Below are 25497 nucleotides of genomic sequence, written 5' to 3'. Positions count from 1 at the left end.
GATTTCCAAGATTGCGAGCGCCTGCGTCCCGCCGCGGGACACGGGCGCACGACCGGTTAACGCGCGCTAACCATGCGCCCCGAATTCATTCGCAATCGCGGTCGAGATGCGCAGGGTCAGGCCATAGGCGCGCTCGATCGGATCGATGAACTCGGCGCGAAGTGCTGCATAACCGGCATCCCCGCTTTCCGGATAGTCGGTCGGCTCGTCCAGGTCGAAGTCGCCGATGCGCGGGAAATGCACCGGGAAGGCGCGCCGAAGCTGCGCCAATGCATCGTCGATGCGGAGGGTGAAAACCATCTCGATCACGTCGTCGCGGCTGATATCGTTCGCGCGGCTGAAGGCCGGGATGCTGACGGCCTTGATGAACATGTGTTGCAGCAGGGCGAGGCGAACAGCCTGCGCTGCCCCGATCACGCGGCGCACATGCTCGCGGTCGTCGCGTGGGGCCTCGTCGGGGATCACATCCAGCAGGCGGTGAAGCTTCAGCGCGTCGCTGCGCAGGCGGCTGGCGAGGCGGCGAAACACTCCGTTGCGATCATCTTTCACCAGGTAATCGGCCAGCGCCTCGCAGGCTTCGGAAATGTTGTTTTCCGTTCCGCGATAGGTGCGGCTGGCCCAGTAGGCGGAATTGAAAAGCTCGCCGTAAGCCGCGACCGTCTTGATGCTGGCGAGCGCATTGGACGCGCGCACCAGGCGGATGATCTGTCGGCCGCGCGCGCTCTCCTGCAGCAGCGCGCCCAGCTCCTCGTAATTGCCTTCCGCCGCGCTGCCGATACCGGCGATGATATTCACCGGGTAACCCAGCTGCTGCAGGATGGCATTGTGCGGGATGGCGCGGATCTGGCGCAAGCTCATCTCGCGGTCGGCGCTGAGATCGCTCTGGCGGCGGCTGACGCGGCTGCCGGTGGAATTGAGGAGGCCAAGGCCGAAGGCGGTGATGGCGCGGCTGTAAGTCCGGCTTTCCAAGTGGTCGCGCTGGTGTTCTTTTACCGCGCGGTAGAAATCCAGGCTCAGGTCCGTGCGGCGATAGAACGGGTCGGTCGGCGCGTCCGGATCCGCTTCGGCCGGGCGCAGTTCGGCGATGCGGGTGAGGGTGGCGAACGCCAATTCGGGCGTGGCGAATTTCAGGTAACCGTCGCCGCCCTGGAAGCTGACCTCGGGCTCCAGCCGGATGCCGCTGCGCATGAAACGCCGCTTGGCCCATGGGGAGAGCGGCCATGTGAGCCGGTCTTCCATGCCGGCGGGATGCGCGCCGCGGCCCATGCTTTCGCCATGGGTGTTGAAGATCAGCGCGGCGCAGTCGCCCAGGCCGTTTTCCTGCATCGCTTCGGCCAGCCGGCCCTGCAGCCGCTCGATGGCGAGGCTGGCGGGAACCTGCCCCACGAAACGCCCTGCATCGGAGAAACCGGTCTGGATCGCCACGCGCCCGCGCGCCTTGGCGTATGCCTGGTAAGCGTCCTCGGCCAGCAGCTCGTCCACGAAGCGCCCGCCATGTTCCAGCGCGGTTTCGGTTTCGAACAAGGGCGAGATATCGACCTTGTCCTCGATCCCGAACAGCTTCGCGAAATAGAGCGCGGAGAGCATGGTTGCAGGCTCTTCGCATTCCGCCACCAGCATGCGGATGGGCGTGTCTGAATCCACATGGGCAAGGATCTGCGCCATGGCCAGGAATTGCCGGATCGCCGTGCTGCTTTCGATGGCGAGGGCGGCGAAGTTGGAACGCAGCGGCTCGATATCCTCGATTGCGCGGCGCAGGTGAGACATGGCGCCCTTGCTGGCCAGGTCGATTTCGCCCGAAGGGTCCACGCGGCGGCGAATGGCATTGTGCAGCTGCTTGGCATTAACGCGGAAGTGGATCCAGCCCATGCCCAGGCCATCGCTGCGCATCGCGGCGGCGAGCGTCTTCAGCCCGATGGCGCGGTCCGTGTCATCGCTGTCACGCGCGTCGGCTTCCAGCCGGGCGATCGTGTCCTTCAGCGTCAGCAGGCGCCGCGGATCGGCTGCGGTGAGGCGGTTGGCCGCAACCGTCAGCGCGGCGGGATCGGTCAGGTCGGACTGGAAATCCTTCGCCCGTTCCTGCGCATAGGCGGTTGCCGCACGCAGTTCCGGCACCAGGTCGTGGCTGTCGTCGACACCTTCCAGCTGCGCCGTATAGCGCGCCAGCCGCTGTGCCTTTTCCGCCAGGCGGAAGCCGATGGAGGTGAACCACTTGATATCGGTTCGCCCGTCCATGTCGTAACCGACCCAGGTGGCGAAGCGGACCGGTTCGGGCTCCAGCCCGTCCCATTCGGCGGGGAAGGCGTCCTTGGCGCGGCGCAGCACATTGCCCACGATCCGGTCGCGCGCGTCCTGCGCATTGGCGATGGCGCGCATGGCGCGTTCGTGTTCGAACTGCAACGTGATTGCCGGCCGCTCTGCGCCGCCGGCATGGCAGGTCAGGTCGCTGCCGTGGCTGGCAGCCGCCGCAACCTGCGCGTGCTGTTCGGGCTCGAGCAGGAAGGTCGGGTGCGCGGTGAAGACGGCATGCAGCAGCGGGTTTTCCCAGCGCTTCCGGAATGCCGCGAAGTCATCGGCCGCAAGGCTTGCCCCCAGAGCGTTGTCGTTCGCTTCCAGCGCCACGGGGCCGAGGAGTGCGTCGAGCTGCTGCGCGCGGCTGCGCAGGCTTTCGCACTCCAGCTCGTCCACCAGCGCGGTCAGGCTATCGAGCGACATCTCGCCGCTTTCCAGCTTGCGCGACAGGTCGAGCGACAGCTGGAAGACCGGGTTGAACAGGGGCGTGGACTTGGTCTGCCGGTGCAATTCCTGCAGGCGGGCGATCAGGTCATCGACGCTGGTCATGCTGCCAGCGCCGCCGCGCGCCGTGCGCCCTCGGCAATGGCGACGTAATCGGGCGAGCCCTTGGGCACGAGCCAGCTGCCGCCGCAGCACAGCACGCTGTCCATCGCCAGCCAGTCGGATGCGGTATCTTCCGTGATGCCGCCGGTGGGGCAGAAGCGCACCTTGTGGAACGGCGCGGCGAGGGACTTCAGCGCGGGGATGCCGCCCGCTGCGGTGGCGGGGAAAAACTTGAAGCGGTCCAGCCCCAGGTCCAGCCCGCGCATTATGTCACCTGCATTGGCCGTGCCGGGCAGGAAGGGGATGCCGCTGTCGACCGCCGCGCGGCCCAGCGTTTCGGTGAGGCCAGGGGAGACGATGAACTCGCTGCCAGCCTCGATCGCCTGCTCCAGCTCCTGCGGATTGGTGACCGTGCCTGCGCCCACGATGGCGCCTTCGACCTGCTTCATTTCGCGGATCACATCGAGTGCGGCGTCTGTGCGCAGCGTCACTTCCAGCACCGTCAGGCCGCCTTTCACCAGTGCCTCCGCGAGCGGACGGGCCATGGCCACATCCTCCACCACCAGCACGGGTATGACCGGGGCGGTCCGCATGATTTCATCGATCCGGCTCATGCGAGATATCTCCGTTGCGTTCTATTTGAGGTGTTGCGAGGCATAGGCCGCAGCCGCACCATACAGGCCGGGCTGGGGGTGGACCATCAGCTTCACGGGAATTTTTGCCATCAGCGACTGAAAACGGCCTTTCGCCGCAAAGCGCTCAGCAAAGCCGGAAGAGACCAGCGTGTCGCGCAGGCGGAAGCCGAGGCCACCGGCGATCACCACGCCGCCAAAGCCGCCTTGGGCGAGCGCAATGTCGCCCGCAACGCTGCCCAGCGACATGCAGAACCGGTCCACGGCGGCAGCGCACAGGCTGTCTTCCCCGCTCATGCCCTTGGTCCAGATTTCGATATCGTCGCTCTCGGTCGTCGCGCGCTTTTCCATCGCCGCCAGCGTCTCGTAGATGTCGCTGATGGCGGGGCCTGCCACGACACGTTCGACCGACACACGCGTGTGGCGTTTGCGCAGCCGGGCGAGGATCGCGTCCTCGATCTGGTCGAGCGGCGCGAAGTCGATGTGCCCGCCCTCGGTCGCGGATACGCGGTAGCGCCCGTCCGGCTCGCGGTAGAGATGCGCCACGCCAAGCCCGGTGCCCGGCCCGAGCACGCTGAGGCGGCCGGTGGGGCTGAGCGGCTCCTCCGGCCCGGCGAGATGGGTGAAGCAGTCTTCCGGCAGGCGGGCGACGGCGTGGGCCACCGCCTCGAAATCGTTGACGATGGTGTGATGCGCCACGCCCAGCTTCTCTCCCACCAGAGCGGGGCGGATGATCCAGGGATTGTTCGTGAAACGGATCACGTCGCCGCCGGTGGGGCCAGCAATCGCCATGCTCACGCCATCGGGCAGCGCGCCGCCCTTGCGCTCGCGGAAATCCTCCCACGCGGTCTGGAAACTGGCGTGATCTTCGGTGTGGAGCGTGGTGGGCTCCTCCATCGTGATCGTGCCGTCACCGGCGATGTCCGCAATGGCGAAACGGGCATGAGTGCCGCCGATATCGACGGTGACGATCTGCGTGCTCAAAGTCCTGCTCCTGCCAGCATCGGGCTTGCGCCCTGTTCTGCGCCGTCCGCCAGCAGGCGGAAGGATGCGAAGAGTTCGCGGCCCATGCCCATGTCCGGCGCGGGATCGGGTGCTGCCTCGCGCGCATCCAGGTCTGCGGTGGTGGAAAGCGTGCCGGTGGCGGCGCAGACGCGCACGATGTCGCCATCTTGCAGTTTGGCCAGCGGGCCGGATGCGCCATCATGCGCCAGCGCCTCTGGCGTGACATGGATGGCGGCGGGCACCTTGCCGCTCGCCCCGCTCATGCGGCCATCGGTGACCAGCGCCACCTTGTATCCCCGGTCCTGCAGCACGCCCAGCGGCGGCGTCAGCTTGTGCAGTTCCGGCATGCCGTTGGCGCGCGGCCCCTGGAAGCGGACGACCACGACCACGTCGCGGTCCAGTTCGCCAGCCTTGAACGCCTCTGCCACGTCATGCTGCGTCTGGAAGACGCGGCACGGCGCCTCCACCGTCCAGCGATCGCGCTCAACGGCGCTGGACTTGAAGCAGGCGCGGCCCAGATTGCCTTCCAGCAGGCGCATGCCGCCATCGGGCTTGAAAGGGTTGCTGGCAGGGCGCAGCATCGTGTCATCCCCGCTCTCGCCGACATCGCGCCAGACCAGCGTGTCATCCTCGGCCAGCCCCGGTTCCTGCGCGTATTTCGACAGGTCGCTGTCGCTGACGGTCAGGATATCGCGGTGGCACAGTCCGGCATCCAGCAGCGCGCCGATGACATATCCCATGCCGCCCGCGTCGTGGAAGTGGTTCACATCGCCCGAACCGTTGGGATAGACCTGCGTTATCAGCGGCACCGCGCTGCTGAGTTCGGACAAATCCGTCCAGTCGAAGCTGATGCCCGCCGCGCGCGCCATGGCCGGGATGTGGATGGCGTGGTTGGTGGAGCCGCCCGTGGCCAGCAGGCCGATAGCGGCGTTGACGATGGCCTTTTCATCCACGCATTTGCCCAGCGGACGGTAATCCTCGCCATCCTGGTGCATGGCGGCGGTGCGATGCATGGCGGCCCGGTCCAGCGCCTGGCGCAGCTTCGTGCCCGGCTGGATGAAGGCCGAGCCGGGGACGTGCAGGCCCATCATTTCCATCATCATCTGATTGGAATTGGCCGTGCCATAGAACGTGCAGGTACCGGGCGAGTGATAGCTGCCCATTTCGCTGGCCAGCAGTTCGTCGCGCCCGACCTTGCCTTCTGCATAAAGCTGGCGGGTCTTCTGCTTTTCCTTGTTGGCGATACCGCTGGGCATGGGGCCACTGGGCACGAAGACGCAGGGCAGGTGCCCGAAGCGCAGCGCCCCCATCAGCAGGCCCGGCACGATCTTGTCGCAAATGCCCAGCAGGGCCACGCCGTCATACATCGCGTGGCTGAGCGCAACCGCAGTGCTGAGCGCGATGGTGTCGCGGCTGAACAGCGAAAGCTCCATGCCTTCCTGCCCCTGCGTCACGCCATCGCACATGGCCGGCGTCGCGCCTGCCACCTGCGCCGTAGCGCCCACTTCGCGGGCATAGATCTTCAGGCGTTCGGGGTACCGGCCGTATGGCTGGTGGGCGGACAGCATGTCATTGTACGACGTGACAATGCCGATATTCGGCCCCTTGGCGGCGACCAGCGCAGCCTGGTCTTCCGGTGTCCCGGCATAGGCATGGGCGAGGTTGGAGCAGGACACGCTGGCCCGGTCCGGCCGGTTGTCCGCCTCGCGCGCAATCAGGTCCAGATAGGCCTGCCGCCGAGGGCGCGATTTCTCTATGACGCGCTGGGTGACGCGGTGGATCGTGTCATTAAGCTCAGTCATGCCAGGTCACTCCGTCGCGTTCGGCCAGCGCGATGGCGCTGCTGGGCCCCCATGTGCCGGCGGAATAGGTCTTGGGCGTCAGGCCTTCCTCGGTCCAGGTCTGCCGGATGGCATCGATCCAGTCCCACTGGGCCTCCACCTCGTCGCGCCGCACGAACAGCGTCTGGTTGCCCTCGATCAGGTCCAGCAGCAGGCGTTCGTATGCGATGCGCCGCGCCGCGCCGACGAAAGCGTCGGGCATGGCGATATCCAGCGGTACGGAGCGGAGCCGCATCCCGTCACGGTCCAGCCCGGGCACCTTGGCCATCAGGGACAGGGAGATATTCTCTTCCGGCTGGATGCCGATGACCAGCCTGTTCGGCACGGTCTTGGCGTTGGTGAAGATGGAATAGGGAATGCAGCGGAACTGCACCACGATCTCCGTCACGCGTTCGGGCAGCCGCTTACCGGTGCGCAGGTAGAAAGGCACGCCCGTCCAGCGCCAGTTGTCGATATGGGCCTTCAGCGCCACGAAGGTCTCGGTGTCGCTGTCCTTGCCCAGTTCCTCGTCATAACCGGGCACGGATTTGCCGTCGATCGCGCCCGCGCGGTACTGGCCGGTCACGATCTCCTTGGCGGAAACCTTTCGCAGGGCGCGCAGCACTTTCACCTTCTCGTCGCGCACCGCATCGGCGTAGAAATGCGTGGGCGGCTCCATCGCCACCAGCGCCAGCAATTGCAGCATGTGGTTCTGCACCATGTCGCGCAGGGCGCCGGCATCGTCATAGAAATCGACGCGGCTTTCCAAGCCCACGGTTTCGCCCACGGTAATCTGCACATGCTCGATATGCTGTGCGTTCCACAGCGGTTCGAACATGATGTTGGCAAAGCGCAGGGCGATCAGGTTCTGGACGGTCTCCTTGCCCAGGTAGTGGTCGATGCGGAAAATGCGGTCTTCTGAGAAGGCGCTGGCGACCGCATCGTTGATTTCCTTGCTGCTCTGCAGGTCGGTGCCGAGCGGCTTTTCCAGGCTGATGCGGGACATCTCGCCCGCCAGCCCGGCATCGCGCAGGCCCTGGATCGTGGGCTCGAACAGGCTGGGCGCGGTGCTGAGGAAGATGGCCACGGGCTGTTCCCCGCCGCCAGCCTTCTCCGCCAGGTTCTTGAACCCTTCGGGCGTGGTCACGTCGACCGGGTGGTAACTCAGCCGGTTGATGAAATCCGCGATCCGCCCACGTCGCCCGTTGGGGAGGTATTTCTCCACCGCCTCGCGCGCAAAGTTACGGAACTCGCTGTCGGAAAGCTGCGAGCGGGCTGTACCGATGATCTTCAGCTCCGGGTCGAGCAGTTCGTCCGCGTCCAGCGCGCACAGGGATGGCAGGAGCATGCGCTGCGAGAGATCGCCGGTTGCGCCGAACAGGATCAGCCGCTTGGCCTTGAAGCTCACTACCATACTCCCTCAGGACAACATTTGTCTGTTTCTGGCTATCAGCGCCTCACCGTGCAGGGAAGGGTGCCGCATAGCTATTCATCTTCGGAGCGGGTCACGCTGACGCTCTGTTCAAGCATCTCGCAATTGCCGAAACTGGTCAGGAAGCTGACATCAGCGGCATCGCGCCCGACGCCGATCTTCACGCTGTGGGCCGGGTCGGCCATGCCCGTGGGATCGACGAGGTGCCATGCTCCGCCGTCCTTCACGCCCGGGTCCGCCAGGAAGACCTCTGCCACGGCATGGAAGTCCTGCGGGGTCACGCCGGGATCGTACAGGCTAACATATCGGGCGGGGATGCCGGCCGCGCGGGCCAGCATGATCATCACATGCGCATAATCGCGGCACACGCCCTGCCGCTCCACGAAGGTGTCCATGCCGGTGGTGTTGGCATTGCTGACCCCGGGCACATAGCTGAGGTGCGACCCGATCCAGTCGCTCATGGCCAAGACCTGCGCACCGCCGGTGCTGCTGCCGAACTCCTCCGTCACGAAATTCTGGAAGCGGTCGGCGGGGATGTAGCGGCTGTCGAATAGGTACTGCACGGCCTCGCCGGGCAGGTCGTGCGAGTCCAGCCGGGCCAGGCTGGCGATGTCCGGCAGCAATCGCTCCACCGCTACGCTGGCGGCATAATGCACATCGTATCGACAGTTGGCGTTCAGCCACATGCGAAGGCCGATATCGTCCTGCGCAGGCACGCGGGCCATGTGATCTGCCTCGTCCAGCGAGCATGTGGCGGACAGGATCTGCTGCTCGGGAATGTCCGCTGCCTCGAATTGCAGCAGGATGTCCGTCGGCTGCTCCAGCCGGAAGGCGAGTGTCACTTCGATATTGGTGGCCATGCAAAGCATACGCCCGGCCCGCGCGCTTGTTTCGCGCGGCCAGAGAATAAATCGGTCCTTATAGCCCATATGGGATATTCGCCCGGCTGATCCGCCCCACTAAACCGGCCGCAGGATCGTTTGGGGGTCTAAGCAAATGCGAAGTTCGATTGCCGACGGGGCGCCAATTGCCGGCGTCCCACAGGAAGCTGCCAGCATTTTTGGCAGCGCGATTTCGGACGCTTTGGCTCCCGACTCCATGCCCGGTGCCTGCCCCGTGAAGGGGCAGGCTTCGATCCTATGGCGCGGCATTCCAGCCAGCGACCCCAAACGACGGCAGGTATGTCGCGCCACCCACCGGCTTCATCCATCATCGAAGGATATTTCCATCATGCGTATGTTTTCCGCCATCGCCGCCGTCGCCCTGTGTGTCGGCACCGCACCTGTCGCCATGGCGCAGTCCTCCTCCACCGAAGTGCCGCGCGACGGTTCCTGCCCCACCGGCTTCAAGGCTTCAGGCAGCGACTGCGTTTCGAACAATGGCAGCGTCGCTATCGTGAAGATCGGCAGCTGCCCCACAGGCTTCAAGGCATCCAACGGCTATTGCCTGGGCGGCAAGAACGATTACGCCGAAGTCCGCTCGGGCTCCTGCCCGTCCGGCCTGAAGGCCTCGGGCAAGTACTGCGTGAAGTAAGCACGCGAGAGGGCGGCAGGGGTCAATGATGCCCCTGCCGTCCGCGCTCATCACAATACAATGTCTGACAGTCCAATCACGGAAGACCTGATCCGCGCAGCATATGCGGTTGTTGGACGTCCCGAGCGGCTGGTCGGCCTCTTGGAAGATGCATCGGAGCTTGGCACGCTGGACGATGCCGACGCGGGCCGGCTGGAAGCACATTTCGACCAGGTCACCAGACTGCTGGACGAAGTCGACAATACGATCGGGGAAGATTTTGGCGGCTGGTCCGGAGAAGACCCCGCCCGGCAGAGCGACGAGGGGGGCGAGGTCGCGATACTCCGCCGCGGCCCGAAACTCTGCGTGATGGGCGAAGCGCCTTCCTGGCTGGGGGATTGGACGGACGGCGAGCCGTTGCCGGAGTGGGCATCGGAAGCCTCATGCCAGGCCTTGAAAGACATCAACGCCGGACTGCGCGGGCAACCTGTGCGAACGGCCATGATGGTCCGCCTGCGCACTTCACGCATGAACGAAGCTGGAAGCCTTTTCTTGGCCCAGTTTTTCGAAGACGACAGCGGCCCCGGCTTTCGCCTGCGCCCGATCCGCCTGCGCTGGGACGAGCGAGTGGGCGAACTGTTCGCCAGTGTCATGAAGCTGACGCCGACCGAGGCCACGCTGGCCCGCTACGTCGTGGACGGCCTGACCCTGACGCAATTCGCCGAGTCTCGCGGGCGATCGGTGGGAACGGCGCGCAACCAGCTCAAGGTCTTGCAGCGCAAGCTGGGTATCGCCTCGCAGATCGACCTTGTTTCGCTTTACGGCGGCTTCCACGCCAGCTTCCTGGATGCAGAGGAGAGGCGCAGACCTGCCCCGGCCATGCCTGCCGCACAGGTCTTCACGACGGCAGGCGGGGCGGCGCTGCCCTATGAGACTCACGGCCCGGCCGATGGGATACCGCTGCTGTACCTGCATGCCACGGCAGATGGCGCTTACCTGACACCGCGGCAGCTTGCGGCCGTCAGGGCAAACGGCTTCCGCGTGATCGCCCCCTGGCTGCCGTTCTATGCCGGTACGCAGTATGCCGGATCCGGCCATGACGCGGTCGAAGATTTCTGCGCGCGGACCGAAGATCTGCTCGATTCCCTGGGGGTAGAGCGCTGCATCATCGTGAGTGTGCGCGTTTCTGCGCCCTATGGATTTCGCCTGATGCAGCGCGGCGGCGCGCGCTTTTGCGGGCTTGTTGCGGCGGGCGCCGTCACCCCGATCAGGACCGCGAGCGATCTCAGCCACCTCGCCGTGGGATACCGTGCTCCCATGCGCCTGGCGCGCAGGGCTCCCGCCTTCGTGCGCCTGTATTTCGCCGCTGCCGCCCGCATGATGCGGCGCGACCGCGGGGCCGGCTTCTTTCGCAGCCTGTACGGATCGAGCGAGGCGGACATGGCGGTGCTGGAGGACCCCGAAGTGGTGGAAGTCATGCGCCGCACAATGCAGCGCACGTTCCAGGATGGGTATGAGGCGACCCTGCAGCAGACGCTGCTGTCTGCCGGGGACTGGAGCGCCTTTTGCGAAGGGCTTGGTGGCAAGGCGACCCTCGTGTGCGGCGCGCAAGATGGCCTCGCCCCGCCGGAGGCGCAGCGCCGGCTCTGCAAGGATTACGGCTTCGACCTGGTCGGGCCGCTTGATAATTGCGGATCGCTGTTGATCCACCAAGTCCCGCGGCTGGTGTTCGATACGGCGAGGGCGCGCTGGGATGCAGCGCAATAACGGCGAGTATGGACCAGCCACTTTCGCAATTTTCCCAATGCTGTAGAAGGCGTTTTCCAATATCACATCCGGCCCCAGAACGCCCTGCGGCGTGCCGGCCAAATTGCGAAACCGATCATTGACCGAGCCATCTGACGACACCGACGCGCTGATCCGGTCGGCCTATGCCGTGGTCGCCAATCCGGAGCGGCTTTTCGCCCTGCAGGGCATGCTGGAGCGCGCCTCGCTGAGGGCCGATGGCACGGTGGAAAATATGGAGCAGCACCTTCGCCAGGCCGGTGACGTGTTCGACGAAGTACACCTTGGACCCGATGCCGATTTCTCCGGTTTCGCACTCGTGCCACAGACCGGCGAGCCTGCCGGTGGCGCTGGGACCTCAGCTGCCAGGCCCATTGTTTCGCTGGACCGGGACGGGACGGTCATCCGGCATCGCGAGGGCGTGCTTGGCGCTGCCGAAGTGCGCCCGGGAACGCCGCTGCCTGCCGCCGTATTGGGTATGGAAGGCGGCGCGCGAAAGAGGCTGGCCGCGGCACTGGAAACGTCGGCCGCCGACGGTTTTGCTTACCTGCGCCTGCATGCCGGGGAGGATGACGAGCGCGGCATGATGACCATCGTATCTTCGGTCGTGCGGGATGGCACGCCGCAGTTCGACCTCTTCCCGATCGGCCTGAAGTGGAACCCGCAGGATGGCGCGGCCTTTGCCGAGGCCACGGGGCTTACCGCCACCGAGAGCGAGCTGATCGGCTATGTCGTGGATGGCCGCTCGCTGCGTGATTTCGCGGCGGATCGTGGACGTGCACTGGGCACGGCGCGCAACCAGATGAAGGCGGTGTTCCGCAAGCTGGCCATTGGGTCGCAGGCGGAGCTTGTCTCGCTTTATGCAGGTTATGTGAAGTCGCTCGAAATCCGGCAACTGCATGGCAAATTGCCGGAAGCATCCACGGCCAGCCATGTCGCCAAGCTCGCCGATGGCACGCACATGGCTTTCGAAAGATACGGCAAGCGCGGCGGGCAGCCGGTCATCCTGCTGCACGGTGCGATAGAGGGGCCTTTTGCTACACCGGCCATGGAGCGGGCAGCAGCCGATGCAGGGCTGGAGCTGTTCGTGCCATGGATGCCCTTCTATTCTGATGAAGTCGCCGCCGGGAAACCGCTGCTGACCATCAGGCGCTTCGTCGACAAATTGCCGCTCTTCATGGACGCGCTCGGAATAGGGCAGGCGCCCATGCTCGCGGCAAGCGTCTCAGGCGCTTACGGCCTGGCCACGCTAAAGGCTTTTCCGACGCGCTTTTTCGGCCTGGTCCTGTGCGGTTTTGCGCCGCCACTTTCGCGTTTTGGCGGGGAGGACAAGGTCAACCCCATCTGGCGTGCACCGCTGGTGGTGGGGCGCCGGGCCCCTGCAGCAATGGACCTGGTGGTGCGCGCTGTCGTCAGGCTGGGCATGCGCGGCGAAGCCTATCGCTATTTCGACCGCCTGCTGGTGGACAGCCCGGTCGACCGCGAGACGCTGCGGCGGCCCGATGTCGGCGCAGTAGTGCGCAAGGCGATCCATAACCGGCCGGACCGTGCAGGGCGCGCGCTTGCCCATGCGATATTGGTGCAGGCGCAGGACTGGGGCGACTGGCTGGAAGGCCATGACAAGCCTGTCCGTGTTATCATCGGTGCGCAGGACGCCGTGCACGCCCCCGACCAGCAGATCCGCTTCTGCCGGCAGCTTGGCTTCGAACCGGTAGGTCCGCTGGTAGACACGGGCGGCTTCAGCCTGTTCCAGCAGCCGGCGCGCATCTTTGCCAAACTGTCCGCCATGGCGGCAGCCGGGGACTAGCGAAGGCCTGCCGTCAGGCGATGACGCCGAACAGGTCGTGCGCGTCGGAATCCTCTACGGTCACGTTCACGATGTCGCCTGCCTTCAGTGACGCGGGGACGTCGCGCAGGTAAACCGCACCGTCGATTTCCGGGGCGTCCGCCTGGCTGCGGCCGGTTGCGCCGATGTCGCCGTCCTCGTCCGCCTCGCCCACTTCGTCGATGATCACTGGCAGGGTGCGGCCGACTTTGGCGGAGAGCTTTGCGGCGCTGATCTTCTCGGTCAGTTCCATGACGCGGGCGAAGCGTTCTTCCTTCAGCTCTTCGGGAACGTGGTCGGGCAGGGCATTGGCCTGCGCGCCTTCGACCGGCTCGAAACGGAATGCGCCGACGCGGTCCAGCTGCGCCTCTTCCAGCCAGTCCAGCAGGTAAGCGAAGTCGTCCTCCGTCTCGCCCGGGAAACCGACCACGAAGCTGGAGCGGATGGCGATGTCCGGGCAGATTTCGCGCCAGGACTTCAGCCGCTCCAGCACCTTGGCCTCGTTCGCCGGGCGCTTCATGCGCTTCAGCACGGACGGGGCGGCGTGCTGGAAGGGAATATCGAGGTAGGGCGTCAGCAGTCCCTCGGCCATCAGCGGGATGACCTGGTCCACGTGCGGGTAGGGATAGACGTAGTGCAGCCGCACCCAAGGCGGTGTACCGTCGCCTGTGTCCAGCTGCCCCAGTGCGCGGGCGAGGTCGGTCATGTGCGCGCGCATCTGTTCGCCCGATCCGCGCGGCCATTCGCGCGCCTCGTGCCGGGTGTCGACACCATAGGCCGAGGTATCCTGGCTAATCACCAGCAGTTCCTTCGTGCCGGCGGCGACGAGCTTCTGCGCCTCCAGCAGAACGGCATCCACCCGGCGGCTGGCGAGCTTCCCGCGCAGGTCCGGGATGATGCAGAAAGCGCAGGAGTGGTTGCAGCCTTCGGAAATCTTCAGATAGCTGTAATGCCGCGGCGTCAGCTTGATGTCGGCTTCCGACGGCTGCGGGATCAGGTCCACGAAGGGGCCCTGCGCGGGCGGGGCGGCTTCGTGCACCGCTTCCACCACCTGCTCGTATTGGTGCGCGCCGGTCACGGCCAGCACCTGCGGATGGGCGGCGCGGATCGTGTCCGCGTCCTCGCCCATGCAGCCGGTCACGATCACGCGGCCGTTCTCGGCAATCGCCTCGCCGATGGCGGCCAGACTTTCTTCCTTTGCGCTGTCGAGGAAACCGCAGGTGTTTACGATCACCACGTCCGCGCCGTCGTAATCGGGCGACATGGAATAGCCATCGGCGCGCAGGCGCGTCAGGATCCGTTCGGAATCGACCAGCGCTTTGGGGCAGCCGAGGCTGACCATGCCGATGCGCTTGGGATCAGGAATGCTGGTTTGCATGATGGCCGCGCCCCTACACCTGCGCGCAGCTTTGCGCTAGGTCCGGCGTGAGGGCCGCTTGAGAGGGGAATTTGTCATGGGCGATATCAGCCTGCTTACCATCATCCTGGGCGCGGTGGCATTCTTTGCCGTGGGCGCGATCTGGTATTCCGTACTGTTCGGCAAGGCGTGGCAACGCGAAGTGGGCCTGAGCGACGAGACGATCGGCAATGCCAACATGCCGCTGATCTTCGGGCTCTGCTTCCTGTTCGAACTGCTGATCAGCACGATGCTGGCACACCAGTTCGCGATGACGAACCCCAGCGACCGCGGCAAGATGATGATCGCCATCGGCTATGGCGCCACGCTGATGGCCCCGGCCATCGGCATCAATTACCTTTACCAGCGGCGCAGCGGGAAGCTGTTCGCGATCGACGCGGGGCATTTCATTGTCGGCATGGCGGCGATGGGCGCGGTTTACGCGCTGATGGACTGAGACTGAAAGGGGGGGCGATCCGTCAGGTAACGAATTCGCCCTCCACGCCCTCTGCATCGGTCGGGCGGATTTCCACCACGATGTCGCCTGCCTGCAGCGCGCCTGCCTCGTTCTCCCAGAAGCCGCACGCACCGCCATTGCGATAAATGCGCAGGCCGCGTCCGCCGGTCACGAGTTCCGAAAGCGGCTTTCCGATTTCCTCGGGCAGCACGGGCCGCTCCACCAGCTGCACGCGCCCGGTGATGGAGGCGAGGTCGCCCAGGTAATCCGCGATATGCGCACCCTGCGCGCTGCCAGCCAGCAGAAGGCCGGTGAAGCGCACCGGGTTGATGACATTGTTGGCGCCCGCCTGCCGGGCCAGGATTTCATTGTCCGCCGCGCGCACCACCACGCTGATGGGGACATGCGGCGCGAGGTGGCGCACGGTGAGCACGATTAGGATGCTGGCATCGTCTCGCCCGGCGGAAACCAGCACCGTCTGCGCCTGCCCGATGCGGACCGCCATCAGGCTCTCGTCGCGCGTGGCATCGCCTTCGATGACGTTGCAGCCCATCGCTTCGGCGGCCGCGAGGCGTTCCTCGCTGCTGTCCATCACCACGATATTGCTAGGCTCCGTCCCGCGCTCGATCAACTCGCCCACGGCTTCGGAGCCGGAGACGCCGAAGCCCAGCACGACCACATGGTCGGACAGCTGTTCCTGAATGCGGGCCATGCGAAACTTCTCCCAGCTTCTCTTTATGATGAAATTGTATGCGGTGCCGACGAAAATGAAGAATACGAGGAAGCGGATCGGTGTCACGATCAGCGCCTCCACCAGCCGCGCCCGGTCCGAAATCGGCGCAATATCGCCAAAGCCGGTCGTGGTGATGGATATCATGGTGAAATACACGACGTCGAGGAAGCTGACATCGCCATCGAGATTATCGACCAGCCCGCCGCGGTCCCACCAGTGGATCATCACCACGATGAATACCAGGAACAGGGCGGCGAAGATGCGGCCACCAAGGTCCGCCCAGACGGGGACCTTCACGGCGCGGCGCAGGGGCGAGAAATTACGCTCCTTCAGCTGGTCCTGGATTTCCGCCGGGCGGTGCGATCGTGCCATGGATCAGTCGGCCAGCCTCAGGCGCGGCGCGGGATTGACCGGCGTGCCGTTGCGGCGGATTTCGAAATGCAGTTCAGGGCGGGTGGCGACGCCGCCTTGCCCGCCGATGCCGATGCGCTCTCCTGCCTTCACCGGATCGCCAGTGGCCACGGTAACGCGGGCCAGGTGGCCATAGCGCGTCTGCCAGCCATTGCCGTGATCGATGATGACGAGCTGGCCGAAGCGCTTGGGCTCTGCGCCGGCAAACAACACCGTGCCGCTGGCCGATGCGCGCACCATGTCGCCGGCATTGACTGCGAAATCCACGCCTTCGTGCCCGCCGCCATCGGCTCGGCGCGCCCAGCCCAGCAGGACCTTGCCGTCATGCGGACGGCGGAAATAGGGCGTGGTTGGCGTGGTGGCTGCGCGCGCGGCGCGTTCCGGCATGACGGCGGGGATGATCAGGCGCTGCCCGCTGCGGATGGTGCCGGGATTGTCGATGCCGTTGGCAAGCGCGATCTGCGATTGCGGCACGCCGTACCGCTCCGCAATGCGCGACAGGCTCTCGCCCGGTTTGACGGTGTGGGAACGCTGGCGCGGGATGACCAGTTTCTGGCCGCGCTTAACCACATAGGGTTCGGCCAGGCCATTGGCCTCGGCAATGATCGACAGCGGCACGCCTGCACGGTTGGCGATGCCTTTCAGCGTCTCGCCATCTTCCACCACATGCACGGTTTCGGTTTTCGGATCGCCCGCAGCGACCAGCGCGAGCGCGGCCAGTGCGATGAAGGCGACCCGCGCGCGCATCAGCTGGCCGGCTCTTCGGCGCTGAAGCGTTCCGCAAGATCGCCAATGGCGGAATGCAATGTCAGGTCCAGTTGCAGGGGCGTCACGCTCACATAGCCTTCGTTGACAGCTTCCAGATCCGTCCCGTGGTCGAGCGTGTGTTCCACATCGTAGAGGCCGAACCAGTAATAGGGCCGACCGCGCGGATCGCTGCTCTCCACCAGCGAACCGCGAGCATAATCGTGAAAACCCTGCCGTGTCACCCGTATTCCGCGGACGTCCGCAGTGGCGCAGGCGGGGAAATTGACATTGACCAGCGAGCGCCGGGCCATCCGCACGTCGATCAGCTTCTGCAGCACGCGCACCGCCCAGCCCTTGGCGGCGTCGAAACCCAGTCCGCTCTCGCGCAGCGCCTGGCTCATCGCGATGGCGGGCACGCCGGCCAGCGCCGCTTCCATCGCGGCAGAGGCCGTTCCGGAATATGTGATGTCGTCGGCCAGGTTCTCGCCGTGGTTGATGCCGGACAGGACCAGGTCTGGCTTTGTCTCGGTGAAGAATTTGCGCATGGCCAGGTTCACCGCGTCGCTGGGCGTGCCGGTGACGGCATAGCGCTGGTCGCCATGCTTGCGCAGCCGCACCGGGCTGTGCAGCGTCAGCGAATGGCCCGCGCCCGATTGCTCCTCGGCCGGGGCGCAGGTCCACACATCGTCCGAAAACTCGCGCGCGATCTCCTCCAGCAGCGCGAGGCCCGGCGCATGGATGCCGTCATCATTGGTGAGGAGGATGCGCATCAGCGATGCGGTTCCAGCTTTTCGATACCGCCCATATAAGGCTTCAGCGCTTCGGGCACGTTCACGGTTCCATCGGCCTGCTGGTAATTTTCCAGCACCGCCACCAGCGTGCGGCCCACGGCAAGGCCCGATCCGTTCAGCGTGTGAACGAATTCCGGCTTCTTGGCGCCTTCAGCGCGATAACGGGCATTCATGCGCCGGGCCTGAAATGCGCCGGTGTTGGAGCAGGAGCTGATCTCGCGGTAAGCACCCTGTCCGGGCAGCCAGACCTCCAGATCGTATGTCTTGCGCGCGCCGAAGCCCATGTCGCCGGTGCACAGCAGCACCTTGCGATAAGGCAGGTCGAGCGCCTGCAAAATGCCTTCCGCGCAGCCCGTCATGCGCTCGTGTTCGGCGTCGGAATCTTCCGGGCGGCAGATGCTGACCAGCTCCACCTTTTCGAACTGGTGCTGGCGGATGAAGCCGCGCGTATCCTTGCCGGCCGCGCCCGCTTCGCTGCGGAAGCAGAGCGTGTGGGCGGTGAGGCGCATGGACTGGGAGAGGTCGGGCAGGATTTCGCCTGCGACGGAGGCGGTGAGGCTGACTTCCGAGGTGGGAATCAGCCAGCGATCGTCCGTGGTGCGGAAGCTGTCCTCCGCGAACTTCGGCAATTTGTCCGTGCCGTACATCGCCTCGTCATTAACCAGCACGGGCGGGTTGCATTCGGTGTAGCCGTTCTGCCGCGTCTGCGTGTCCAGCATGAATTGGGCAAGCGCGCGGTGCAGGCGGGCCATGTCGCCGCGCAGGAATGTGAAGCGCGCACCGGACAGCTTCGTGCCGGTTTCGAAATCCATGCCGAGTGCGGGGCCGAGATCGGCGTGCTCCTGCGGGGTGAAATCGAAGCTGCGCTTCTCGCCCCAGACCGAGACTTCTACATTGTCACTCTCGTCTGTTCCGTGAGGCACGTCGTCGGCGGGAAGGTTGGGTATGGTGGCGAGCAGGCCGTCCAGCTCGCCGCCAACGATGCGGCCCTGTTCTTCCAGCTCGGGCAGTGTGGTTTTCAGCTCGGCGACTTCGGCCTTCAGCGCCTCTGCCGTTTCCGCGTCGCCCTGGCCCATCGCCTTGCCGATGGCCTTGGATGCCTCGTTCCGGCGCGCCTGCGCTTCCTGCGCCTGCGTGGTCAGGGCGCGGCGTTTCTCGTCCAGCTCCAGGATGGTGGCGCTGATCGGGGCAAGCCCGCGGCGGGCGAGGGCGGCGTCGAAATCGTGCGGATTTTCGCGGATATAGCGGAGGTCGTGCATGGCCAGCGCCTATGCCCGCGCCGGAGCGTGCCTGTCCAGTGGCTAGCTGCCCGCCAAATCCGGAACACAGCCCGCTCACGCTCGTTATTTGCGCAAAGGAGATTTCGTATGATTGGCAAGATGATCGGTGCATTCGTGGGCAGCAAGGCAGCCCAGAGTTCCAAGTCGCTGGGCGGCCCCACGGGCGCCGTCCTGGGCGTGCTCGCCCCCGCGATCCTGCGGCGCGTAAGCCTGCCCGCCATGATCGCCATCGGCGCGGGCGGTTACCTGGTGAAGAAGGTAATGGACAAGGATGCGAAACGGCAGGGCGAACCCGCCGTGACGCCGCTGAAGAACAAGGATGGCCTCGCCGCCGCCTGATACCGCTGGCAGACAGTAAAAAGGGTCCCACCGTTTACCGGTCGGGGCCCTTTTTCATGCGTGACGCGGATCAGAGGATGGACTGGCCGGTCTTCTTCCAGTCGGCCAGGAAGCCTTCGATGCCCTTGTCCGTCAGCACGTGGTTGGCCAGCGCCTTGATGACCTTGGGCGGGGCGGTCATCACATCCGCCCCGATGCGCGCGCTTTCCAGCACATGCGTGACATGGCGCACGCTGGCGACCAGGATTTCCGTGTCGAAGGCGTAATTGTCGTAGATCAGGCGGATGTCGCGGATCAGGTCCATCCCGTCCATGCCGTTATCGTCATGCCGCCCCACGAAGGGGGAGACGAAGGTCGCGCCCGCCTTTGCCGCCAGCAGCGCCTGCGTGGCAGAGAAGCACAGCGTGACATTCACCATCGTGCCATCGTCGGTCAGCGACTTGCAGGTCATCAGCCCGTCCACGGTCAGCGGCACCTTGATGCAGACGTTATCCGCGATCTTGCGCAGCTTTTCCGCCTCTTTCATCATCGTGTCGTGATCCAGCGCGACCACTTCCGCGCTGACCGGGCCATCGGTGATGCCGCAGATTTCCTTCGTCACTTCCATGAAGTCACGACCGGATTTCGCGATCAGCGAGGGATTTGTGGTGACCCCGTCCAGCAGGCCGGTTTTCGCCAGTTCCCTGATGTCGTCGATCTCGGCGGTGTCGGCAAAGAATTTCATTGGACCTGGTTCCCGTGCTGGCTGGCGCGCCAGAAGCATGATGAGGCGCGACTCGGTTCAGCCATGCGTTATCGCCCGCAGCGGTGTCCGGGCAAACCGGCGGGCAGGCTGTCCGGTGGAAAAGCCCGGGAACCGGGCAAGCGGTTTGACAGAGCAGGACTTTTTCCCCTTTAACCATGCGCCAAGGGCATTGGGGGGAATCATGATTACTGCATCCGGCAATCCGCGCGCAGGCGCGGGCAATTCCGCATTCGACAAATCGCTGCTGTGCGGGGCGGCCGTCATGGCGCTCGCTATTGCCGTACCAGCAGGCGAAGTCGCGGCGCAGACCGTGGCGCGCAGCGGGGACCTTTCGGGCCGCGTCGTGGGCGCCAAGGGCGGCGAGGAAGGGCGGCTGGTGCCGCAGCGCGCCTATCGCAATGTTGTGGTGAAGCAGAATTTGAAAGCGGGCGACATCCTGCGCACCAATGCGCGCGGCACGCTGGCCATCCTGTTCGCCAATCGCACCAAGGTGCGCCTGGGGCGCAACTCCACCATGACCGTGAAGCGGATCGCGCGTGGCGGGCCGTCCGAAGTGGAAATGACCGGCAAGGCCTGGGGCCGCAATCCGCGCAAGCGCAGCAACATGCGCGTGCGCACGCCCAATGCGACCGCCGCAATTCGCGGGACGGAATGGTACATCGATGCCAGCGACACCTCCACGCTGCTGGAAGTGTTCGAAGGCGAGGTGGTGCTGGAAAACGAATTCGGATCGGTGACGGTGCTGGCCGGGCAGGCCGCACGCGCCGACCAGGGACAGGCGCCGGTACTGGTCGCCATCGCCTCGCCCGATCCGCGCACGCGGTTGGCGGAGCTCGGCACGTTCGACGACGATCCGCAGGCCGTGGCGACCACGGCCTATGCCCAGGGCCTGCTGCGCCAGGGCCAGCTTGGCGAGGCAAACGAGCAGGCGCTCGATGCGGCAACCCTGCGCCCCTATGACGGCGAGACGCTGATGGTGCTGGCCGAGACATCCTACGATGATGACGGTGCGCCGGTATCGCGCCAGCAGCTCGACGCTATCGAGCGGGCCGAAGGCACCTCGCCCTATCTGCAGGGTGCGCGCGCTGCCGTGTCCATCGAGGAGAACGAGCCGGGCCGCGCCGTGGAGGAGCTGGGCATGGGCAGCGATGAACCCTTCCCGGGCAATGCCGCCAACATGCGCGAAGGTTCGCTGGACCGTCAGGCGCTGTCGAAGCTCGGCCTCGACGGCTGGGCACGCTTCCGCGGGGATCGCAATTTCGATCCCAATACCGGCGTCGGCTATGCGGATGAAAGCCTGACGCGGGCCTCCACGCCTTTCGCCAATGGCATCCCCACCGAGCAGGTTCCGGCTGAAGTCGACTTCCCGCAATCGGGCATCTCCATCCCCGGCACAGGCTCCAGCTGGGGCAATGCCGCACGCGGCGGGCGCGCCAATGGCGGGCGCACAGATGGATCGGCCCTGACCAATCTCGTGCTCGGCAGCCTCAACGAGCCGCTGCGCGTGGCTTCCTCGCGCAAACAGCTCCTGCTGTCTGAGCGCGGCTTCGCGGAAGGCTTTGCCGGTGGTCATGCCGTCTTCGGTTCCGGCTACAGCGGCTTCGGCCTGCATGGCGGCTTCGACATGCTGGCGCCCGGCACATCCTCCGGCATCGCGCTGTCGACCCGCATTGAGTACTCGAAAGCCGATCTAGACCGCGTCCAGTTCGACGGCCTCGTCCCGGCTGTCCCAGGGGAAGCCAACACGGATACGCTGTCTGCCGACCTGCTGGTGGGGATCAAGGCTGGCCCGTCCGACCGTATCTTCGGCGTGCTGGCCTACACCAATTCGGACGCGAGCCTGCAGGTGGAGAACACCGGCACGCTGGCCCCGCGGCCTGCAGGCACGTTCGATGCCGGCATCCTCGACCGCGAGGATGTGCGAGCGGGCGTGTACTGGAGCCACGATTTCTCCGCCACGACGCAGCTGACGCTGGGCGGCCTCTATTCGCGGCAGGACCTGCGGCGCCTGGTCGATGAGCCGCAGCTTGGTGCCACGCTGGATGACCAGCGCAATGCGAGCGATTACCTGGTCGGCAGTGTCGTGCTTACGCAGCAGGTCGGACCGGCCACGCTCAAGGCCGGCGTGGATCTCTCGCGCGAGAAGGGCGATACGGAGTTCATCTCGACCTTCAGCATCTTCACCACGCCGAGCTCCAACGCCTTCGATTACAACAAATTCGAACCTTATGCCGACGTCTATGTCGACCTTGGCCAGCTGCGGTTGCACGGGCAGGTTTCGTATTTCGACAGCTCATACGAGCTGCGGCCCAGCCGGTTCGACCCGACGCCTCCCTCGGTTAAACTCTCGGACGATGGCTTCACCTACAAGATCGGCGCAGCCTTTTCGCCGACGCAGGGCCAGTGGCTGCGCGCCACGCTGATCCGTGAGAACGAGCAGGGGCAGGGTTATGGCCTGATGCCCGTGTCCAGCGTGGGCATGCAGCCCATGGCCGGGCCTGCGGGCGGCAAGACTACGAATTACGCCGTGCGCTGGGATGCGCAGTGGAGCGATGCGGCATTCACCGCAGTGGGCTTCGAGCGGCAGGATGCGGAATTGCTGCTGTTCTTCTCGCCGAGCGGCCTGGCGCTGATCGATGCTGAAGATATCCGGATCGACCGGATTTCGGCCGAGGCGAACTTCCGCCTGGGTGCAAACGCCGGTGTGCGCGTGGCCTATGCCCGCAATGCCAGCGAAGTGCGCGGGTTTGCGGACATCAGCAATCCCTCGCTGTTCTTCCCCGTCCCGCAGGGTGGCCGCGTACCGTTCGTACCGAAGTCGGATGGCGAGATTGCCCTGACCTATGCCATTCCGGCCCCGCTGCGCGCCACCTTTTCGGCTTCGGCGCGCTACATTGGCGAATACCTCGGCATCAATGGCGTGACGCTGGATGACCGCATCAGCGTGGATCTTGGTGCGCAGGCTGAGCTGCTGGACCGCGCCTTGCTGGTGGAAGCAGGGGTTACGAACCTGCTCGACGACAAGGTGGAGCAGGGCGGGTACCTGCCTTCGGGCCGCGTCTTCCGGATCGGCGCTACCTTCCGCTTCTGATGCGCTGGCTGCGCCACAGCCACGCGGCCATCGCTGCCCTTGCGACGCTGGCCGTGCTGGCGCTGGCGCTGCTTCCTGCCTGGCAGGAGCTGCGCAGCCGCGCATTCGATGTGTTGTCCACCTGGGATGCGCCGCTGCCGGATGAGCCGGGCGTGGTGCTGGTGGCGATCGACGAGCCGAGCTTCGATGCGCTGGACGAGGACTGGCCCTGGCCGCGCGGATACCACGCACAGCTGGTCACTGCGCTGCGCGAAGCGGGCGCGGTGGCGGTCGGCTTCGACGTGGTCTTTGCGGACCCGACCGATACGGAGGAGGACGCGGCGCTGGTGGCGGCGGTGGGGCCGGACACGGTGCTCGCCTCCAGCCAGCAGCTGGTCGAGCGCGATTATGGCGAGACGCTGGTCGAAACGCTGCCCCTGCCTGAACTAAGCGAAGCGGGCGCAGTGACGGGGCTTGCCGGGGTGACGATGGATCCCGACGGCGTGGTGCGCCAGCTGCCCTACGAAGGCGGTCTCGCGTGGTCGCTGCTGCAGACTGCACAGGGGACGGACCCCGCAGCAGCGCCCGATGGCGCGCTGATCCAGTATTTCGGCGGGCCGAATAGCTATCCCACCGTCTCCTATTACCAGGCGCTCGAGCCGGAAGCGTACCTGCCGCCCGGCTTCTTCGACGGGCAGGTCGTACTGGTCGGCCTGGCGCTTCAGACTGCCATCGCCAGCGAGGAAGGCGGCGTCGACGCTTTCGAGACGCCTTATACCGCCAGCAGCGGCCTGCTGACGCCGGGCGTGGAAGTGCAGGCGACGGTCTTCGACAATCTGCGCGTGGGCCTGTGGATTGCGCGCGCGCCGGAATGGGTTCTGGCGCTGCTCGCCCTGCTCGGCGGCCTGTTCGGCTGGCTCGCATCGCGGCCCAAGGCGCTGTGGAAGCGCGGGCTGGCGCTGGCGGGCTTGCTGGCGTTGTGCGTGCTGGGCAGCTGGCTGGCCGTGCGTACCGGGCGCACATGGATCGCGCCGGTCGATCCCATGGCCAGCGCGCTGCTGTCCGTGCTGGGCATCGGCGTGGTGGATTTCGCGCGCGAGCAGAAGCAGCGAAAGGAAATCCAGGGCGCATTCTCCCGCTATGTCAGCCCGGACATGGTGGACCGGCTGGTGGCCGATCCCAGCCTGCTGCAGCTGGGCGGGGAGAAGAAGGAGCTGTCCGTCCTGTTCGCCGACATCCGCGGCTTCACCACCATTTCAGAGGCGCTGAAGGACGATCCGCAGGGGCTGGTCGCCGTGATCAACGATATCCTCGACCCGCTGTCGGAGATCGTGATCGCGCATGGCGGCACAATCGACAAATATATGGGCGATTGCATCATGGCCTTCTGGAACGCCCCGCTGGACGATCCGGACCACCGTGCCAATGCGCTGAAGGCCGGCCGCGCGATGGTGGAGGCGCTGCCCGGCATCAATGCCGCGATCGCCGACCGCCTGCCGCCCGGCGCCGAGGTAAAGATCGGCGTGGGCATCAATTCCGGCACCTGCGTGGTCGGCAATATGGGTTCGTCAAAGCGGTTCGATTATTCGATCCTGGGCGACACGGTGAACGCAGCCAGCCGGCTGGAGGGGCAATGCAAGGAGCTGGGCATTCCCATCGTCATCGGGGAAAGCACTGTGGAAGGCAGCACGGAAGCTGACCTGAAGCGCGTCACCAGCCTGACCCTGCGCGGCAAGTCGCAGGCGATGGACGTCTATACGCTGACGGACCTGGAAGCCTAACGCCCCCGGCGGATCCGCTCGACTTCGGCCGCGCTCTCGTCGGTCAGGGAGTAAAGCGGCTCGCTGTCCACGGCCTGCGCGAAATGCGTGGTGAGCTGCTGCCCGTCCCAGTGATGCAGGGCGTAAGCGGGCGGCCCGGTATGCACCAGCACGCGCCCGTCGGGCACGCCGGTATCGATGGCCGTCAGGTCCAGCGACAGGGGGCTGGAGACGGACGGGCAGACTGTCACCGGCACGCCGCGCAAGGTCGACTGGATGGGACGGTGGACATGCCCGCAGACGATGCCCACGACATTGCCTGCCTGCTCCACCACATCGGCAAAGCGGCTGCGCCATCCGTGCTCGCCCTCCGCGTCCATCCATTCGATACCGGTGGTCACGGGCGGGTGGTGCATGGCCAGCAGCACGGGCGTGTCGCCAGCCTGCGAGAGCTGCTCGCGCAGCCATTGGGCGCGCGCCTCGCAGAAGGCGCCGCCATGCAGGCCCTCGGACACGGTATCGAGCACGATGACCCGCAGCCCGCCCGCATCGTGAGCATATTGAAGGAAGCCGCCTGTCAGCTGCATGGCCTCATGCTGCGCCACCAGCGTGATCCTGTCGTCATGGTTGCCCGCCGCCAGCAGGGCCGGGAAAGGCACATCGGCCAGCGCCTTTGCCAGCAGCGCCTGCGCCGCCTCGCTCCCCTTGTCGGTCAAATCGCCGGTGACCAGCAGCAGGTCGGGCCGGTTCGGGCCTTCCAGCAGGGCCTCCAGCACGCGGGCGAGGCGCGCGGCATTGCCCTGGCCATCGGCGTCGCGGGCCGGGGTCAGGTGCGTGTCCGTTATCTGTGCGATCAGCATGGTGGTCAGCCTATGGCATTGCAGGCGCGGTGGACAGCGGCTCGCCGCCACTGCCCACA

At 65.7% G+C, this 25497-nt stretch carries 20 protein-coding genes; 7 read left to right on the top strand and 13 right to left on the bottom strand.

The genetic code is table 11. From position 1 onward, the window contains the following. Nucleotides 1–66: 66 nt before the first annotated feature. From A6F65_RS12060 to A6F65_RS12035, 6 genes are all read right to left on the bottom strand, one after another. The gene (locus tag A6F65_RS12060; RefSeq protein ID WP_067789281.1) at nt 67–2841 is read right to left on the bottom strand and encodes a phosphoenolpyruvate carboxylase; all 2775 of its coding nucleotides are present in this window, start codon (nt 2839–2841) and stop codon (nt 67–69) included. Then, a complete protein-coding gene (eda, locus tag A6F65_RS12055; protein ID WP_067789279.1) occupies nt 2838–3452 on the bottom strand; it encodes a bifunctional 4-hydroxy-2-oxoglutarate aldolase/2-dehydro-3-deoxy-phosphogluconate aldolase in 615 nt (204 codons plus the stop codon). The genes A6F65_RS12060 and eda overlap by 4 nt, the downstream gene beginning before the upstream one ends. Before the next feature lie 21 nt (nt 3453–3473). Further along, nucleotides 3474–4454 (bottom strand): glucokinase, encoded by a 981-nt coding sequence (glk, locus tag A6F65_RS12050; RefSeq protein ID WP_067789277.1) that lies wholly within the window; start codon nt 4452–4454, stop codon nt 3474–3476. Beyond that, entirely contained in the window at nt 4451–6277 is a 1827-nt protein-coding gene (gene edd / locus A6F65_RS12045) for a phosphogluconate dehydratase (RefSeq protein WP_067789273.1), read from the bottom strand. The genes glk and edd overlap by 4 nt, the downstream gene beginning before the upstream one ends. After that, on the bottom strand, nt 6270–7709 hold the full coding sequence (gene zwf / locus A6F65_RS12040; protein ID WP_067789271.1) for a glucose-6-phosphate dehydrogenase: 1440 nt from the start codon (nt 7707–7709) through the stop codon (nt 6270–6272). Before zwf ends, edd begins: the two co-directional genes overlap by 8 nt. A gap of 71 nt (nt 7710–7780) precedes the next feature. Next, nucleotides 7781–8587: a transglutaminase-like domain-containing protein gene (locus tag A6F65_RS12035; protein ID WP_067789268.1), complete on the bottom strand. Its 807-nt coding sequence runs from the start codon at nt 8585–8587 to the stop codon at nt 7781–7783. Nucleotides 8588–8957: 370 nt separating this feature from the next. On the opposite strand from A6F65_RS12035, the gene A6F65_RS12030 reads away from it, so the two are divergent. The 3 genes from A6F65_RS12030 to A6F65_RS12020 all read left to right on the top strand — a co-directional run bounded on the left by A6F65_RS12030 (nt 8958) and on the right by A6F65_RS12020 (nt 12831). After that, on the top strand, nt 8958–9260 hold the full coding sequence (locus A6F65_RS12030) for a hypothetical protein (protein WP_067789265.1): 303 nt from the start codon (nt 8958–8960) through the stop codon (nt 9258–9260). 60 nt (nt 9261–9320) lie between these two features. Then, complete coding sequence (locus A6F65_RS12025) at nt 9321–11006, top strand: bifunctional helix-turn-helix transcriptional regulator/alpha/beta hydrolase (protein WP_067789260.1); 1686 nt, start codon at nt 9321–9323, stop codon at nt 11004–11006. Nucleotides 11007–11124: 118 nt separating this feature from the next. Then, nucleotides 11125–12831 carry an alpha/beta fold hydrolase gene (locus tag A6F65_RS12020; protein ID WP_067789257.1) on the top strand — a complete coding sequence of 569 codons (1707 nt, stop codon included), beginning with the start codon at nt 11125–11127 and terminating at the stop codon, nt 12829–12831. 13 nt (nt 12832–12844) lie between these two features. On the opposite strand, the gene rimO is transcribed toward A6F65_RS12020, so the two are convergent. Then, complete coding sequence (gene rimO, locus A6F65_RS12015; RefSeq protein WP_067789254.1) at nt 12845–14227, bottom strand: 30S ribosomal protein S12 methylthiotransferase RimO; 1383 nt, start codon at nt 14225–14227, stop codon at nt 12845–12847. 76 nt (nt 14228–14303) lie between these two features. On the opposite strand from rimO, the gene A6F65_RS12010 reads away from it, so the two are divergent. Next, nucleotides 14304–14702, top strand: a complete 399-nt coding sequence (locus tag A6F65_RS12010; protein ID WP_067789251.1) for a DUF1761 domain-containing protein — start codon at nt 14304–14306, stop codon at nt 14700–14702. 22 nt (nt 14703–14724) lie between these two features. Here A6F65_RS12010 and A6F65_RS12005 read toward each other — a convergent pair whose 3' ends face one another. The 4 genes from A6F65_RS12005 to serS are packed head-to-tail and all read right to left on the bottom strand — an operon-like array spanning nt 14725 to nt 18643. Then, nucleotides 14725–15807, bottom strand: a complete 1083-nt coding sequence (locus A6F65_RS12005) for a potassium channel family protein (protein WP_067789248.1) — start codon at nt 15805–15807, stop codon at nt 14725–14727. Between the two features lie 3 nt (nt 15808–15810). Beyond that, nucleotides 15811–16593, bottom strand: a complete 783-nt coding sequence (locus A6F65_RS12000; protein WP_067789245.1) for a M23 family metallopeptidase — start codon at nt 16591–16593, stop codon at nt 15811–15813. Further along, nucleotides 16593–17363 carry a 5'/3'-nucleotidase SurE gene (gene surE, locus A6F65_RS11995; RefSeq protein WP_067789242.1) on the bottom strand — a complete coding sequence of 257 codons (771 nt, stop codon included), beginning with the start codon at nt 17361–17363 and terminating at the stop codon, nt 16593–16595. The genes A6F65_RS12000 and surE overlap by 1 nt, the downstream gene beginning before the upstream one ends. Beyond that, nucleotides 17363–18643 (bottom strand): serine--tRNA ligase, encoded by a 1281-nt coding sequence (serS, locus tag A6F65_RS11990; protein ID WP_067789239.1) that lies wholly within the window; start codon nt 18641–18643, stop codon nt 17363–17365. Before serS ends, surE begins: the two co-directional genes overlap by 1 nt. Before the next feature lie 108 nt (nt 18644–18751). Here serS and A6F65_RS11985 point away from each other — a divergent pair, with 108 nt between their 5' ends. Then, complete coding sequence (locus A6F65_RS11985; RefSeq protein ID WP_067789236.1) at nt 18752–19003, top strand: hypothetical protein; 252 nt, start codon at nt 18752–18754, stop codon at nt 19001–19003. Nucleotides 19004–19073: 70 nt separating this feature from the next. On the opposite strand, the gene fsa is transcribed toward A6F65_RS11985, so the two are convergent. Beyond that, entirely contained in the window at nt 19074–19727 is a 654-nt protein-coding gene (gene fsa / locus A6F65_RS11980) for a fructose-6-phosphate aldolase (protein ID WP_067789232.1), read from the bottom strand. Between the two features lie 202 nt (nt 19728–19929). On the opposite strand from fsa, the gene A6F65_RS11975 reads away from it, so the two are divergent. After that, a complete protein-coding gene (locus A6F65_RS11975; protein WP_067789228.1) occupies nt 19930–22839 on the top strand; it encodes a FecR domain-containing protein in 2910 nt (969 codons plus the stop codon). Then, a complete protein-coding gene (locus A6F65_RS11970; protein WP_067789225.1) occupies nt 22839–24599 on the top strand; it encodes an adenylate/guanylate cyclase domain-containing protein in 1761 nt (586 codons plus the stop codon). The genes A6F65_RS11975 and A6F65_RS11970 overlap by 1 nt, the downstream gene beginning before the upstream one ends. On the opposite strand, the gene A6F65_RS11965 is transcribed toward A6F65_RS11970, so the two are convergent. Next, complete coding sequence (locus A6F65_RS11965; RefSeq protein WP_067789220.1) at nt 24596–25438, bottom strand: phosphodiesterase; 843 nt, start codon at nt 25436–25438, stop codon at nt 24596–24598. The two genes, A6F65_RS11970 and A6F65_RS11965, sit on opposite strands and share 4 nt — an antisense overlap. Nucleotides 25439–25497 lie beyond the last annotated feature (59 nt).

This window comes from Paraurantiacibacter namhicola, assembly GCF_001687545.1.
In the GTDB taxonomy this organism is placed as follows: domain Bacteria; phylum Pseudomonadota; class Alphaproteobacteria; order Sphingomonadales; family Sphingomonadaceae; genus Paraurantiacibacter; species Paraurantiacibacter namhicola.
Note: the sequence above shows the minus strand (reverse complement) of the source record. Positions and strands in the feature narration are given on the sequence as shown.